General features: G+C 70.8%; 14 protein-coding genes. 4 read left to right on the plus strand and 10 right to left on the minus strand.

Features of this window, described 5'->3' with window-relative positions; genetic code table 11:
• The first annotated feature begins 67 nt into the window (after positions 1-67).
• Complete coding sequence (locus tag IEY55_RS09820; protein WP_229686223.1) at positions 68-1,534, plus strand: NAD-dependent succinate-semialdehyde dehydrogenase; 1,467 nt, start codon at positions 68-70, stop codon at positions 1,532-1,534.
• A gap of 36 nt (positions 1,535-1,570) precedes the next feature.
• On the opposite strand, the gene IEY55_RS09825 is transcribed toward IEY55_RS09820, so the two are convergent.
• The 4 genes from IEY55_RS09825 to IEY55_RS09840 are packed head-to-tail and all read right to left on the minus strand — an operon-like array spanning position 1,571 to position 4,369.
• Positions 1,571-2,266, minus strand: coding sequence for a GntR family transcriptional regulator (locus tag IEY55_RS09825; protein ID WP_189056277.1), 696 nt, complete (start codon positions 2,264-2,266; stop codon positions 1,571-1,573).
• 2 nt (positions 2,267-2,268) lie between these two features.
• Positions 2,269-3,036 carry a maleate cis-trans isomerase family protein gene (locus IEY55_RS09830; RefSeq protein WP_189056278.1) on the minus strand — a complete coding sequence of 256 codons (768 nt, stop codon included), beginning with the start codon at positions 3,034-3,036 and terminating at the stop codon, positions 2,269-2,271.
• 56 nt (positions 3,037-3,092) lie between these two features.
• Positions 3,093-3,857, minus strand: coding sequence for a maleate cis-trans isomerase family protein (locus IEY55_RS09835; protein ID WP_189056280.1), 765 nt, complete (start codon positions 3,855-3,857; stop codon positions 3,093-3,095).
• A 17-nt stretch (positions 3,858-3,874) separates the two neighbouring features.
• Positions 3,875-4,369 (minus strand): DUF3830 family protein, encoded by a 495-nt coding sequence (locus IEY55_RS09840; protein ID WP_189056282.1) that lies wholly within the window; start codon positions 4,367-4,369, stop codon positions 3,875-3,877.
• Between the two features lie 249 nt (positions 4,370-4,618).
• On the opposite strand from IEY55_RS09840, the gene IEY55_RS09845 reads away from it, so the two are divergent.
• Positions 4,619-5,623: a D-2-hydroxyacid dehydrogenase gene (locus IEY55_RS09845; protein ID WP_189056284.1), complete on the plus strand. Its 1,005-nt coding sequence runs from the start codon at positions 4,619-4,621 to the stop codon at positions 5,621-5,623.
• The gene (locus tag IEY55_RS09850; RefSeq protein ID WP_229686224.1) at positions 5,620-7,074 is read left to right on the plus strand and encodes an amidase; all 1,455 of its coding nucleotides are present in this window, start codon (positions 5,620-5,622) and stop codon (positions 7,072-7,074) included. Before IEY55_RS09845 ends, IEY55_RS09850 begins: the two co-directional genes overlap by 4 nt.
• Positions 7,075-7,158: 84 nt before the next feature.
• Here IEY55_RS09850 and IEY55_RS09855 read toward each other — a convergent pair whose 3' ends face one another.
• Positions 7,159-8,460, minus strand: coding sequence for an EamA family transporter (locus tag IEY55_RS09855; RefSeq protein WP_189056286.1), 1,302 nt, complete (start codon positions 8,458-8,460; stop codon positions 7,159-7,161).
• Positions 8,461-9,613: 1,153 nt separating this feature from the next.
• On the opposite strand from IEY55_RS09855, the gene IEY55_RS09860 reads away from it, so the two are divergent.
• On the plus strand, positions 9,614-9,895 hold the full coding sequence (locus IEY55_RS09860) for a hypothetical protein (protein ID WP_189056287.1): 282 nt from the start codon (positions 9,614-9,616) through the stop codon (positions 9,893-9,895).
• Between the two features lie 285 nt (positions 9,896-10,180).
• Here the strand turns inward: IEY55_RS09860 and IEY55_RS09865 are convergent, their stop codons facing one another.
• The 5 genes from IEY55_RS09865 to IEY55_RS09885 all read right to left on the minus strand — a co-directional run bounded on the left by IEY55_RS09865 (position 10,181) and on the right by IEY55_RS09885 (position 15,363).
• Entirely contained in the window at positions 10,181-10,720 is a 540-nt protein-coding gene (locus tag IEY55_RS09865) for a CAP domain-containing protein (RefSeq protein WP_189056289.1), read from the minus strand.
• Between the two features lie 514 nt (positions 10,721-11,234).
• Positions 11,235-12,311, minus strand: a complete 1,077-nt coding sequence (locus IEY55_RS09870) for a GDSL-type esterase/lipase family protein (RefSeq protein ID WP_189056291.1) — start codon at positions 12,309-12,311, stop codon at positions 11,235-11,237.
• Positions 12,312-13,102: 791 nt separating this feature from the next.
• A complete protein-coding gene (locus IEY55_RS09875) occupies positions 13,103-13,510 on the minus strand; it encodes a PPOX class F420-dependent oxidoreductase (protein WP_189056293.1) in 408 nt (135 codons plus the stop codon).
• A 219-nt stretch (positions 13,511-13,729) separates the two neighbouring features.
• The gene (locus IEY55_RS09880) at positions 13,730-14,179 is read right to left on the minus strand and encodes an Lrp/AsnC family transcriptional regulator (RefSeq protein WP_189056295.1); all 450 of its coding nucleotides are present in this window, start codon (positions 14,177-14,179) and stop codon (positions 13,730-13,732) included.
• A gap of 26 nt (positions 14,180-14,205) precedes the next feature.
• Positions 14,206-15,363, minus strand: a complete 1,158-nt coding sequence (locus tag IEY55_RS09885; RefSeq protein ID WP_189056297.1) for a M24 family metallopeptidase — start codon at positions 15,361-15,363, stop codon at positions 14,206-14,208.
• Positions 15,364-15,367: the final 4 nt, after the last annotated feature.

The raw sequence follows: 15,367 nt of genomic DNA on the forward strand, positions 1-15,367 counted from the left end.
GGATTGTCAACAATCTACTGGCATGCAACCATGCTCCCACGCCCGATGTCGAGATGGGGGACAGCACGTGAGCCAGCCCGACCAGGTGGATGCACTGCTGGGCGCCACACCCAAACACCTGCTCATCGACGGCCGCTGGCGCCCGTCGCGCCCGGAACGCACCTTCGAGGTGAGCGACCCGGCGACGGGCAAGCCGCTGTGCGCGGTCGCCGACGCCACCCCCGCCGACGGACTGGCGGCGCTGGATGCGGCGGTGGCCGCCCAGCCGGCCTGGGCGGCCCACCCGCCACGGGAGCGCGGGGAGATCCTGCGGCGCGCCTTCGAGCTGATCACGGCGCGGCGCGAGGAGCTGGCGGTACTGATGACCCTGGAGATGGGCAAGCCGCTGGCCGAGTCCCGGGGCGAGGTCGCCTACGCCGCGGAGTTCTTCCGCTGGTTCGCCGAGGAGGCCGTGCGGGTGCACGGTGACTGCGCCCTGGCGCCGGATGGACGCAGCCGGTTTCTGGTGATGCGCCAGCCGGTGGGCCCGAGCCTGCTGGTCACCCCGTGGAACTTCCCGATGGCCATGGGCACCCGCAAGATCGGTCCGGCGGTGGCGGCCGGCTGCACGATGGTGGTCAAGCCCGCCGAGCAGACCCCACTGTCGATGCTGGCCCTGGCGGCGATCCTGGCCGAGGCGGGGCTGCCCGACGGGGTGCTCAACGTCGTGCCGACCTCCGATCCCGGCGGGCTGGTCGCGCCGCTGCTGGCCGACGGCCGGATCCGCAAGCTGTCGTTCACCGGCTCCACCGAGGTCGGGCGGCTGCTGCTGGGCCAGAGTGCCGACCAGGTGCTGCGGGTGTCGCTGGAGCTGGGTGGCAACGCGCCGTTCCTGGTGTTCGCCGACGCCGACGTCCCGGCGGCGGTGGAGGGCGCCCTGGTGGCGAAGATGCGCAACATCGGGGAGGCCTGCACCGCGGCCAACCGCTTCTCCGTGCACGCCGAGATCGCCGAGGAGTTCACCGCCCGCCTGGCCGAGCGGATGGGCTCCCTCACCGTGGGGCCCGGCCTGGAGGAGGGTGTGCAGGTCGGGCCGCTGGTCGACGAGGCAGCCCGACAGAAGGTGTCGGCCCTGGTGTCCGACGCGGTGGCGCGCGGGGCCCGGGTCGTCACCGGTGGCTATGCGCTGGAGGGGCCGGGCTACTTCTATGCCCCCACGGTCCTGGCCGACGTCCCCGGGACCGCGCGGATGCGGCACGAGGAGATTTTCGGACCGGTGGCCCCGGTGACCGTTTTCGACACCGAGGAGCAGGCCGTGCGCTGGGCCAACGACACCCCCTACGGCCTGGTCAGCTACGTCTACACCCGCGATCTGGCCCGGGGCTTGCGGGTGTGTACGGCCCTGGAGAGCGGCATGGTCGGGTGGAACCAGGGCCTGGTGTCCAACCCGGCCGCGCCCTTCGGCGGGGTCAAGCACTCCGGGCTGGGTCGGGAGGGCGGCCGGGTGGGCATCGAGGAGTTCCTGGAGACCAAGTACGTCGCCGTCCCGACCTGACCCCACGCGCACCCTGTCGTGAAGGGTGCCCGGGGGTTACTGGGCGGCGGGGGCGGGGTCGGCCGCCGATCGCTCGGCCGGGCGCAGCCGCTCGATGGTGTCGGTCATGTGTTCCTCGATCAGCCGCAGGAGCCGTTCCTCGTCCCCGTCGGCGATGGCCTCGACCAGCTTGCGGTGTTCCTCGACGAGGTCGCCGGGCTCGGGGTAGGTCTCCTGCAACGCGTTGAGGCACATGCGGGTCTCCACCAGCAGCGTCTGGGCCATGCGTTCCAGGCGCACGCTGCCGGAGGCCTGCACCAGGGCCTGGTGGAAGGCTTGGTCGGCATCGCTCATGGCGACCCGGTCGCGGCGCCGGGCGGCCGCGACCAGGCCCTGCAGGGCCTCGTTGAGCGTCACCAGCGCCTCGCCCCGGTTGCGCTGCATGATCTGTTGACAGGCGGCGCGCTCGACGGCCAGCCGCGCGTAATAGATGTCGCGGACGTCGTCCTCGTCGAGTTCGATGACGAACAGGCCGCGGTGGGGTTCGCTGCGCAGCAGTCCTTCCTGCACCAGGCGTTGCATGGCTTCGCGTAGTGGCCCGCGGCTCACCCCGAGTCGCGCGGCCAGGTCGGCCTCGCCGAGCTGGCCGCCGGGTGGTAGCGACCCGTAGAGGATCGCCGAGCGCAGCTCGTCGGAGATGATCTCGACGGTCGAGCGTCGGGGTACCGGTTCCAGCTCACCCAATCGACCCATGGCTACCTCATTGTCGCCTGCGGTGTCGTCCGCGGTGGGGGGTGCCCGGTCGGGCCGGCGGTGGCGAACAGGGTGCCGAGCCCGCGGCGGGGGGTGTGCGTGCCGGTCAGGCGCAGGCCCTCCCAGGCGGTGACCTGGTTGGCGGTGAGCACCGGCTTGCCCACCGTGGCCTCCAGCTCCGCCAGCCAGGCCACGGTGTGCAGGGCGGTGTCGGGCACGAGCACGGCCTCGGCGGCGGGGTGGTCATGGGCGGCCACGAAGTCCAGCACCTCCTGCCGGGTCAGGGTGCCCACCTCGGCGGCGGTGATGATGCCCCGGCAGGAGATCGCGACCACCTCGATCCCGGCGTGGGCGAGGAAGGCGACGAAGTGCTCGGCCACCTCGGCCGGGTAGGTGGCGGCCACGGCCACCCGCCGCACGCCCAACTGCGCGGCGGCGTGGACGAAGGCGAAGGAGGTGCTGGAGGCCGGTGCGCCGGCGGCCGCGCGCACCGCGGCCACCTGCGCGGCCGCGCCGTCCCAGCCGAAGACGAAGCTGCCGCTGGTGCAGCCCCACACCACCGCGTCCACACCCCGCGCACCCAGTGCGCGCGCCCCCTCGGCCAGGATGCCGTCGCTGCCGATCGCCAGCAGCGCGTCCACCCGGTGGGCGTCCTCGGGCATCGCGGTGTGCACGACCGGCAGGTGCACCCCGGGCAACCGCTGTTCCAGCCGCGGGTAGTCGTCCTCGGCGCTGAAGCCCGGGTAGAGGACCCCCACCGTGCACGCCATCGACATCCTCCCGAGGAGAAGATTGTTCACAATCCTACCGGTATGCGATCACGGGATCACGCGGCCAGCGACCGCGCCACCTGCACCAGCCACTGGTCGGCCCCGGCCGCCGGCACCCCGATCGCGCGCAGCGCCGAGCACATCATCACCTGGTTGGCGGTGAGCACTGGCTTGCCCAGCTTGCGTTCCAGCGGCGCGATGATGTCGTAGGTGGGGACGTTGGTGCAGCTGACGAACACCGCGTCGGCCTCGACCCGGTCCACGACGCTGACCGCGCCCACGACCTCGGCGTAGCCGACCTTCCAGATGTGGCTGAGCAGCCCCAGCCCGACGCTGGCCACCACCTCGATCCCGTGCGCGGCCAGGAAGGCCAGCAGCCGCTCGGTCACGCTGTCGATGTAGGGGGTGACCACGGCCAGGCGCCGCACCTCCAGCAGCCCCAGGGCCTCGATGAGCGCCCCGGAGGTGGTGGTGGCCGCGGGCGCGCCGGCGGCCAGGATGCTCTCGATGAGCGTGCGCTCCCCGGCCACGCCGTCCACGAAGCTGCCCGAGGCGCAGGCGTAGGCCACCACCAACGGCTCGGGCGCGAGCAGGTCGCGGGTGGCCCGGCGCACGTTCCCCGGGTCCGACAGTGCCTCGGCCATCTCCACCGTCACCGGCACCGGGACGAACGGCAGCCGGGTCAGGTACAGCGAGACCTCGTCGGGCGCCCACCGCCACAGCTCGCGGTCCAGGGCGAAGTCGAACGGGGCCACCACACCGACCCCGTGCTGGGTGGGAAGTTCCGGCCCGCTGCCGAACTCCACGACGTTGAGTGCCATTTCCGGCCCGCCGCTTGTCAGGACTCGAACCGTTGGAAGACCAGCCGCTCCCCGACGCTGCCGGATCGCCAGACGTCGTGGCACGCCTCGGCCATCCGCGAAAGCCCGTCGACGACGGTGGCGAACACGTTGCCCGGCACCCAGCCGACATCTCCGTTGAGCAGCAGGTTGTTGCGGCCGTAGAAGATGGCCAGGTCGACGACACCGGGCAGGGCAGCAATGCCCCGTTCCTCCTTGAAACGCCGGTCGAGGGTTCCGTCGGGGAACGAGAAGTACACGACGTCGCCCGGGATCGGGGTCACCGTGGAGTTCTCCAGCCCCACCTCGTACTCGCCGAAGCCGGGCACCATCGTGTAGACCTCGTGCCGGGCGTACTTGGCGTGGAAGGCGTCCCCGGCCAGCGGGAGCGCCTCCCAGACCGCCGTGCAGGTTCGCGGAGCGTCCTTGTCCAGGAGTTCCGCCACGCAGGACACGCCGCGGTGTTCCAGCGTGATCGTGACGTGCCTCGGCATGCCGGACCTCCCATCTGGACAGGGGTGACGCTGGGCGCCACTCCCGAGCGAACTTTTCCCTTGGGGCGTTGTGGGAACCGTCCTGGCCTGGTCCGGTTGCGACGGTCTTGTCAGTGATCGTGGATCAGTCGCCAACTGCCGTAGTTGATTGTTGACAATCATACGAAGCACGCATAGCGTGTCAATGCCCCGTCAAGGCGTAACGGTTGACGTTCTTGTGAACCCGTGTGAACTCGGGGGTACCCACGGATGACCACCCGGAACCCGCCTCCCACCGTGGTGGTTCTCCAGGGCGAGGACGCTCCACCACGGATGGCACCGGCCGAAGGACTCGCCCAGATTCGCTATGCCCGCGCACCCGAACTGGCCGCCGCCCTGCCCGGCGCCGAGGTGCTGTTCGTCTGGGACTTCTTCTCCGACGCCCTGGCCGATGCCTGGCCGCAGGCCGATGCCCTGCGCTGGGTCCACGTCGCCAGCGCCGGCGTGGACACCCTGCTGTTCCCCGCCCTGCGCGACAGCGACGTCACCGTCACCAACTCCCGCGGCGTCTTCGACGAACCGATGGCCGAGTACGTGCTCGGCCTGGTGCTGTGCCTGGCCAAGGACCTGCACACCACCGCCCGCCTCCAGCAGCAACGACGCTGGCAGCACCGGGAAACCGAGCGGGTGACCGGAGCGCACGTTCTGGTGGTGGGCACCGGCCCCATCGGCCGGGCGATCGGGCGCCGACTGGCCGCGGCCGGCCTGACCGTCAGCGGCCTGGGTCGCACCGCCCGCCCCGACGATCCCGACCTGGGCACCGTGCGCCCCCAGGACCACCTGCACGACGCACTCGCCCAGGCCGACTACGTCGTGCTCGCCGCACCACTGACCGAGGCCACCCGCGGCATGATCGACCGCGCCGCCCTGGCCCGGATGAAACCCACCGCCCGCCTGATCAACGTCGCCCGCGGGCCCCTGGTCGCCCAAGACGACCTCGTGGCCGCACTCCGCGCGCACCAGATCGCCGGCGCCGCCCTGGACGTCTTCGCCGACGAACCCCTGCCCGACTCCTCTCCCCTGTGGCGGCTGCCCAACGTCCTGGTCTCCCCCCACATGTCCGGCGACGTCGTCGGCTGGCGCGAGGAACTGGTGGAGCTGTTCACCGACAACCTCCGCCGCTACCGACAGGGCAGCCCCCTGCGCAACGTCGTCGACAAACGGCTCGGCTACGTGACATCCGCTCCGCTCGAGCACACCAGGGGGTCCCGGTGACGACCGACATCGCGCACCTGACCGCACACCAACTGCTGTCGGCCTACCGCAGCCGGCAACTCTCCCCCGTCCAGGCCACCGAAGCCGTCCTGGCCCGCATCGCCGCCGTCGACCCGCTGCTGAGCGCCTTCACCCTCGTCGACGCCGACCGCGCCCTCGCCCAGGCCCGCGCCTCCGAACAACGGTGGGCCCGCGGCGAACCCCGCGGCCTGCTCGACGGCGTCCCGGTGTCGATCAAGGACGTCCTGCTCACCCGCGGATGGCCGACCCTGCGCGGCTCCCGCACCATCGATCCCCACCAGCCGTGGGAGGAGGACTCCCCGGCGGTCGCGCGCCTGCGCGAGCACGGCGCGGTGCTCATCGGCAAGACCACCACCCCGGAACTCGCCTGGAAAGGCGTCACCGACAGCCCCCTGACCGGAATCACCCGCAATCCCTGGGATCCCGCCCGCACACCGGGCGGCTCCAGCGGGGGCGCCGCCGCGGCCGTGGCCACCGGCATGGCCCCGCTGGCCCTGGGCACCGACGGCGGCGGATCGGTCCGGATCCCGGCCGGCTTCACCGGGATCTTCGCGCACAAGCCCACCTACGGCCGGGTCCCGCACTACCCGGCCAGCCCCTTCGGCACCCTGGCCCACGTCGGCCCCATGACCTGGAGCGTGGCCGATTCCGCGCTGCTGCTCGACGTCATCTCCGGGCCCGACCACCGCGGCTGGGCGACCCTGCCGCCCCCCGGCGTCGCCTACGCCGAGACCCTGCGCCCGACGGTGGCGGGCCTGCGGATCGCCTTCAGCCCCACCCTCGGCTTCGCCGCCGTGGACCCGGAAGTCGCCGCCGTGGTGGCACAGGCGGTCGCGGTGTTCGCCGAGCTGGGCGCCCACGTCACCGAAGTGGACCCGGGCTTCACCGACCCGGTGGCCGACTTCCACGTGCTGTGGTTCGCCGGGGCCGCCAAGTCGGTGGCCGCCGTCAACGCCGACCAGCGTGCCAGCATGGACCCGGGCCTGGCCGAGATCTGCGCGCAGGGCGAGCGGTACTCCGCGGTGGAGTACCTGGATGCGGTGACGCGACGGATGGAACTGGGGCGGCAGATGGGGCGCTTCCATGCCGACTACGACCTGCTGGTCACCCCAACCCTGCCGATCCCCGCTTTCGAGGCCGGGCGGGAGGTGCCACCGGGGTGGCCACGGCGACGCTGGACGAGCTGGGCCCCGTTCAGCTACCCGTTCAACATGACCCAGCAGCCGGCGGCGAGCCTGCCGTGCGGGTTCACCGCCGAAGGGCTTCCGGTGGGGCTGCAGGTCGTCGGGCCACGGCATGCCGACGACCGGGTGCTGGCCGCCTGTGCCGCGTTCGAACAGGCCCGTCCCTGGCACGACCACCGACCCGAGCCCCGCCCGCAGACAGGCACGTGGCCGGCTCAGGACACCCCGCTCACACCCGCCACCTAGCACCGCCGAGGCGCAGCCTGTCCCGCCGAGGCCACCGATTCCGTGGTGTGACGGCATGGCCGCACTGGTGGATCAGCGTGGCCGTCAGCCCGCTTCGGGGGATGCGGGGCGCGGGCACGCCGCCCACAACCCGCCCTGTCGGCGTATCCGGGGCTCGATGTCCCGGGCTGCTGCCTCGGGTTTGCGGACCCGGGCTCGCGCGCGGCAGACCCAGCCTCGGCCGGGCCGCGCCACCAGTGTTCGCAAGGTGCCGTGGTCCAGCCGACACGCTCGTTTCCCGCGCCCGTGCAAGGAAGACTCTCCCCCGTGGTGGGCGGACACGGCGACACCCAGGTGTGATGCCGCACGGGCGACCACCCTTGTCGAGCCGGTGTGCTCGCGGGCCGGCCGCAGGTCCCCGGACGGTGTCGTGTGCACCGGCCAGCTCGGATTCACCCGGTTCCGCAACGGGATGGGCTGGCGCGGGCGATCGCCGGCCGCCGCGGCCGGCGTCTCCTTCGGCCTGGCCCGGGTACGGGCGGTGCGTGTCGGTCCGGTGTTGACCAGCAGCTGCCCACCGACCACCGCCGCGCAGAGCAACCCGACCCCCAGCAGCTGGACGGGTGTCAGTGACTCACCGACCACCAGCCACCCCAACCCCGTGGCCACCAAGGGATTGAGCAACGTCAACAGCGACATCGCGACCGCCGACGTCCCCGCGTGCAGCCCCCCGAACAGCAGCGTGAACGCCAACGCGGTCGCCGCTGCCGACAACCACACCACCCCGACGCCACCCCAGGCGTCCAGCGCGGGCGGCCCGCCTTCCACGGCCAGGGCCAGTGGGCCGAGAAGCGCGGCACCGGCCAGCATCTGCCAGGCCAGCGCCGTGGTGGGGCCTACCCCCGAAGGAACACCCCAGCGCCGGGTGAGCACGAACCCGGTCGCGGCCGCCACGGCGGTGCCCGCCCCAGCGAGGACACCCACCGCGTCCATCGCCTCCACGCCACGTAACACCAGCAGCGCCACCCCACTAACCCCACCGGCGGCCACCACAAACTGCAGCGCACGGACCTGCTCCCGCAGCAAGGCCAAGGCCAGGAACGGCACGAGCAGGGCCTGGGCCGCGCTCAACGAACCCACCATCCCGCCCGGGATCCGATGCACCGCAACGAACTGCAACGAGTAGAACGCCGAGAAGTTCAGTCCACCCAACACCAGTGACCGCCACCACCAGCTGCCGTGCGGCATCCTCGGGCGCAACGCCCACAGCAGCACGCCGGCCGGTGCCACGCGATACACGGCGTTCCACAGTGGCGTGGGTGGCAGGGTTGTCGCCGCCACCAGGAACGCGGTGCCCATCAGGGCAGGTCCCATACCGGTTCGGATCAGCAGGCCCACCGTCGACATCGGAGGCCCCCTTCGGGCAGAAGCAACACAAAAAACGCAGGGTGAGACAAGCGGCGGCGGGGTGCGAAAGGGTCCTCGCACCCGACCCACCCCACCAGCCGGCATTCGGGCGATTCCGTTGAGTGGCGGGGAACAGTCGGGGAATGGATGGGATCAGTGCAGTTTGCGCGGCACTGGGCAACGCCGGGTTGCCGTTCGGCGCACGCGGTGGGCAGCGGCCCGGGGGGACCGCACGTGAGCTGCGCTGACCGTGGCGTGCGGAGGATACCGGGTGGCTGGCGCCGCGGGAGTGGCGACGGTGTCGACGGATTTGGCAATTGCTCGACCAAGCGTCGATGATCTTGTCCAAATCTTTATCGTCTTACTCGGACGATGAACGCATCGTGGTACGCGCCGGAAGGGTTGTCGCGGACGGGTGGCGGGCTCGTCTCACCGGGTGCGGATCACCGCGGTCCCGCTCACTCTTATACTGCCTTTTCTGGCCCGACGGGGTGACGTACAGATGAAAAGTGAACCGCAATGGCGCAAGTGCGGCACACCCGACCGATACGCATTACCGCCCGCACCGGGATGGCTGGGTACGCCGGGCCACGCACCTCCCGCACAACCCCGGACGACACAGACGCCCCGTCCCAGCCGCGGGCGCGGCGGAACCGGGGCCGCCTCGTCGCCGGTGTGCCGCACAGCAGCGTCGGTGACCTTGTGGAGCGTGGCGTCGTCGAACCGTAGTGCGCCTGCCCGCCCGGTCGGGCCCGCCAGCAACACCGCGACTCCGTCGGCGCGCGAGCACGGGGCCCAGATCATCCCTTCAGCCCACGAGCCGCCCCGGTCGCCGCCGGGATCGGAGCGCTGGCGGAGCTGGCGGACAACAGTGCCGGCCGCCTTCCCGTCCAGCAGGACGATTTCCGCCACCAGAAGGTGATCTCCGTCTCGCGCGGGGACCGCCTCCTCGTGTCCGCAAGGCGTCCACGTCGCGGGGCCCGCTCGGCCCCATCTCGCCGCCACGCCTGGTGTTTTTCCGTCAGCCGCTGAATCCGACGGCCCCACGGGCGGCAGTTCCGCCACGCGGAGTCCCCGGCATCCTGGCCCGCCCCACGCATCGAGTGCGAAGTGTCACCAAGCGTTCACCCCGACACACTCCTAGGTTGGCACCATGGCCGAGCAGTTTCAGGTCGAACCGGTCGCCGAGCACGAGTACCTGATCCGGGTCGACGCCGACGGGCAGCCCCTGGAGTCGCGGTTCCACGTCGACCCGGACGTGCTGCAGGAGCTGGGCATCGCCGACGCCGACGAGCAGCAGGTGGTCGAGTACAGCGCCCGGTTCCTCTCCGAGCAACAACCCCTCATCGCCTTCCCGGAGCTGGTTGACCTCCGCGACTTCGTGGCCACCTACGACGACTACCCCGAGCACCTGCGCCGTGCGCTGGGGCGATAGGCCCGCCACGTCGTCGCCGGGCACCTCGCCCACGCCCGGCGGCCGGGTTCCCCGCCCCTGACGGCGTCGGGGCGGAGAACCGGGCTGGGCACCGTGCCCACCGGCCGGCCCAGGCCGGCGACAAGCCGATGGTCCGGCGGGCATCGCCCGCGCGGCACCCTCCGCGCGTGTCCTCATGACGGCGGCCGGCCGGAAGCCGGGCCCGATGCCAGCTCACCGCCGGGCTCGATCAGAAACCACCGCTCGGCGACATCGGCAACAACCCGCCGAGCCCTCATCGACCGCTTATCGGGCCGGGGTACCGAAGTTCTGCGTCCAGTAGACCCGGAAGCTACCGCGGGGGTTTTCCGCGAACCCGACACCCACCTCGGTCAACGCGCAGTTCAGGATGTTCGCCCGGTGGCCGGAGCTCTTCATCCACCCGGCCACGACCTTCTCCGGCGTGCCATACCCGGCCGCGATGTTCTCGGCAGCACGCTGGTACCGGTATCCCTCCGCCCGAATCCGCTGGGTGAACGTGCGGCCGTTCCTACTGGTGTGCGAGAAGTAGTTCTTGGCCGCCATGTCCGTGCTGTGTTTGCGGGCCGCCCGGCCCAACGCCGCGTTGGCCCGCAGCGCCTTGCAGCCGTTCCGCTTCCGCTGCTGGTTCGTCAGGTCAATGACCTTGCGCTCGACGGCCGCCGGGTCCGCCAGGGGCCGCGCCGAGGCCACGGCGCCCGCGCCGGGTGCGGCGGGCGACGGCCCGGCCAGCGCGGGCACCGTCACCGCCAACAGCAGGGCACCCACGCAGCCGACCACCGCGCTCGCGCCGGCGATTTTCCTCATGGCCGTATTCCTCCTCGCCACCACATTCCGTGGGATCGGGGTCAGTCGGAACTCAAACGCCGGTCATCGTGATCTTCCCTGCGCACTCGATCAACCCTTCGTTCGTATGGCCTTTATCTCACCGTAATCATCTGCACGAATCATGGTGGTACCGATTTTCGAACGTCCCCGCACATGAAGACCAGGTCACGCAACCTTCGGGCGGCAGACGACGCGAGGAGATTCGACGGCCATCAGAAGGATACGAAACAGGGGCGTCTAGTATTGTTTGTTTCTATTATCTCGGAACTGCTGCGACTACAGCATCTATCACCCGACGAATGCCGTTGACCCGCGAACACACAGCAATGAACCGGTCACGCTGGGATATCGAGGCAAAGCTCGGCCCTTGAATGGGTGATGGCCCGGTCACCGCAGGTGGCGGCGCCGGGCCATCACCCATTGCCCAGGGGTGTGACGTGATGTACCACGAAACGTACGGACTCTTGCGCGAGATGACCGCACCGCATCCCGGTCAGCGGACCGCGCGCACGTCACCGTGAACGGCCTGCCCGACGGCCGGGTGCAGGTAACCGTCCCGGCCGGGCAGACAAGCGGCGGCCCGGTCATCGGTGGCGAGGAACTCGCCGAGGCAGCGGCCGAACTGGCTGTGCCCGCGGGCGTTGGGGTGGAAGGACTCCTGGGTGGCGTGGTTGGACCGCTGGTCATCGGTCAGCGCGTGCCAGTCCACGATCAGCCGGGAGAACCATTCCTTGCTCAGGTCGGAGCCACCGGCGCACGCCTCATGGCCACGACCGGCACGGGACAGGTCGAGGAAGCGGACCCCGGACTGATCGGCCGCACGCCGAAGGCCCGCGGCCAACTGGATGACCGCGTTGCTCTCCACCCAGTGCAGGTCGTCCTTGCGGAACGGACAACCGTTGAGGTTCTGCAGCTCGACAGGGATCCGCGGCCCGACCGGCGCGGCGTAGGACAGCAGCACCAGCGCATAGCTGTCATCGGGGTAGCCGGCCGCACGCATCACGTGGCGGATATCGGTGAGGGCACGGACGACTTTCGGCACCATGCGGTCGATCCGGTCCAGCCACTCGGACTCCAGCTCCGGGTGGCAGTCACCGCCACGACGCTCGGAGGGGCGCAGGCAGCGGGAGACGACGTCGCCGAACCGCGGGTCGTCGTTGGCGCCGATTCCGACGACGATGCCTTGGATGCGGTACTCGCGGGCCACCGTAGTCAGGCGGGCGGCCTGGCTGGTCTCGGTGTACTGGGTGGCCTCGCCGAGCGCGACATCGGCGCTGTTGGCCCCGGAGCAGGCGAGGTTGACGGTGGCGTCGATACCCGGGAGCGCCGTGCGGTGGATGAGGGAGTTGGGTGAGCGGTGGCACCAGTTGCCGTTCTCCCCGTTCGTGCCGGGCTCGTAGTCACCGGCCGCCTCACCGGAGATGGTGCTGTCGCCGAGGGAGACCAGGGCATGCGGCTTGTCCTCGGGCGGCGCCGGCGGTGTCGGCACCTGCCGGTCGCTGACGAGGATGAGAAGGAAGAAAACCGGCAGCAGCAGGAGGACGAGCAGCCGGTGTCGCAGGGGCCGCATCAAGGTCAGTGTAGGTGGATTCGGGGGACACAGCGTCGGCCGGCGGGGCGAAGTCAACCGGACCACCCGCCCGACCCGGTCCGAACCCACCCCGACCACCGTGCCGGAGCCCGCGCGCCCTGGCACGGGCCGGTCGACGCCCTCAACCAGGCTGAGCCGGCGACCACATGTCATCACCGAGACGTCACTCAGGGTAGTTACTCGACGCTCCACAACCCCAAACAGGGCCTCACCCAACGCCCGCGGTCACAGCCTGTTCGGCCGCGGTTTCATCCGGCTCCAGGTCGATGTCGCGCAGCTCGTGGTCCCACCGTGCGATGCGGTAACCATCCACAACCGTCTACCGAGCCGAAGGCGGAGCCCGTCTCCAGCGGTGGAACCCGTCTGCGTCGCGGTGTTCCTGTCGTTGCTGGTGTGCTGGAGGCGCGCTGGCTGAGGTTCGGCGGTTTGGTGTGGTAAAGGGGAATTAATTTAGTCAACACTGAAATAATTCTGGAAACAGTAAAGACCGCGGCGTTGGCTGCTGCGGTCGCGGTGTCGCCGCCTCCGTCCCGACGCCGCTCCCCTACCCCGCGGCAACTCCACTGGTCCGGGGACGTTCCCGACGGAGAGCGTCCCAGCGGCCAAGGTTCTCCCGGCCAGGCAGGATTGGCGAGAACAGAGACTGGACGAAGCATCCGCGTCGAGCTGCCACCGGAGCCGCATCAACCATTGCAGCCGGTCTGAACAGCCCGAGCACTCGCCGGTTCCGGGGTGCTGTCAACGACGCCCGGGAATCCCGTTACGGGAGCTCAGTGGAGTTCGCGTACGTCGGTCAGCTCGTAATGCAGAGTCTGCGTGCGCATGAGCTTATGCGTCAGCGGCACGATGACCCCGTGCAGGAGCGGATACTTGCGCCTGATCAGCTCACCCGCCGCGGCTGACTCCTCCCCCGACAGCAGCCGGGCGGTGGCCTGCACCGACGCCCCACCGGTGGGTTTTCCCGTCCAGGTACAGGGCTGGAACCGTACCTCGGGGAAGTTGCGCAGCCGCTTGTTCTTCGACGCCTTCGCCGGCGTGCGGAAGAAGGCCCGGTCACCCCGCACCACGATGTTCATCGGAGTGTCGACCCAGCTCCCGTCCCGCTTGCGCGTCCGCAGAAGCACGACCTTCTCGGTCACGAAACGCTGCAACACCGGCGGAACCTGCTGCTCGGTCATCGCACATCCCCAACCGCTCGCGGCGACTCTGGGGCCATGATAGGGAGCCCCAGTGCCCTCACCGCACGTCAACGATACGAACAACACGAACGAGAACCGGTGTTAGGGCCAGCACACTGGCCACCACAGCGCAATCCCCGAGCCCCCGCACGCGACTGTCCACATCGGAAAGTACGGTGCTCGGGCATCACCCATGGCCGAGCACCCCCTGAATCCGAACTAGACCGCCGGTGGTCGATCCTCGTAGGGAGTGGACAGCACCACCGTCGTGCGGGTGGAGACGTTGGCCGACTCCCGGATCTGCCGCAGCAGCTCCTCCAACGCCAACGGCGAGGCCACCCGCACCCGCAGGATGTAGGACTCGTCGCCGGCCACCGAGTAACACGCCTCGATCTGCGGCAGGTGTTCCAACCGCTGCGGGTAGTCGTCAGGCGCGGCCGGGTCGATCGGCGTCAGCGAGATGAACGCCGTCAACCCCAACCCGACCAGCTCGCCGTCCAGCTTCGCCGCATAGCCCTTCACCACGCCACGCTGCTCCAGCCGGCGCACCCGCTGGTGCACGGCGGACACGCTCAGCCCGACCCGTTCGGCCAGGTCGGTGTAGCTGCACCGGCCCTCCGAAGCCAGCTCCCGCAGGATGGCCCTGTCGATCGGTTCCAACTGAGCCACCGGGTCCTCCTTCACGCCCCGACCGGTCAGGCCGGCACCGACACCAGCTCGCGTGGGCGGTTGTTCACCGTCTCCGCACCGTCCTCGGTGACCACCACGATGTCCTCGATCCGGGCGCCCCACCGGCCCGGCAGGTAGATCCCCGGCTCCACGCTGAACGCCATCCCGGCCTCCAGCACCAGGTCGTTACCGCCCACGATGTAGGGCTCCTCGTGCACGTCCAGGCCGATGCCGTGCCCGGTGCGGTGCACGAAGAACTCGCCGAACCCGGCCTCGGCGATGACCGAACGGGCCGCCACGTCGATCGACTCCGCGGTGGCCCCCGGCCGCACCGCGGCCACGGCCGCCGCCTGGGCCCGCTGCAGCACCGCGTAGGTCTCGGCCACGTCCGGATGCCCCGGCTCCCCCACCACGTAGGTGCGGGTGCAGTCGGAGTTGTAGCCCTCGGGTACCGGGCCGCCGATGTCCACGACCACCACGTCCCCGGCCTGGACGACCCGGTCGGACAGGTCGTGGTGCGGGCTGGCCCCGTTGGGGCCGGAACCCACGATCACGAACTCTGCCGACGTGTGCCCCTCGGCCACGATCGCGGCCGCGATGTCGGCGCCCACCTCGGCCTCGGTGCGACCCGGACGCAACCACTCGCCCACCCGGGCGTGCACCCGGTCGATCGCCGCACCGGCCCGCCGCAACGCCTCGATCTCGGCGGTGTCCTTGCGCATCCGCAGGTCGCGCAGCACCGGCCCGGCCAGGACCTGGTGGGTGTCGGGCAGTGTGTCGCGCAGCCGCAGCGCGTGCAGGGCCGGCATCACGTCGGCCACGGCCAACCGAGCCGGCCGGCCGGCCGCGCCGCGCAGCAGCTCGGCCACGAGCTGGTACGGGTCCTCCCCGTCCACCCAGGTCACGACCTCGACGCCCAGCTCGCCGGTGGGCACGCCCGCATAGCCGGGCTCCTCCAGCTTGGGCAGCAGCAGGGCGGGTGCGGCCGTGCTCCCGGCGGCCGGCAGGACCAGGCAGGACAGCCGCTCGAACGACTCACCGCCGACCCCGAGCAGGTACCGCAGGTCCGAACCGGGCGAGACGAGCAACGCGTCCAGGTCGGCCTTGGCGGCGGCGGTGCCGGCCCGCTCCAGGCGGGCCCGCAGCACCGAGGGGTCCAGTGCGGGAGTGGTCGTGGTCGACATGGAC

Source organism: Longimycelium tulufanense (genome assembly GCF_014645795.1).
Lineage (GTDB): Bacteria > Actinomycetota > Actinomycetes > Mycobacteriales > Pseudonocardiaceae > Longimycelium > Longimycelium tulufanense.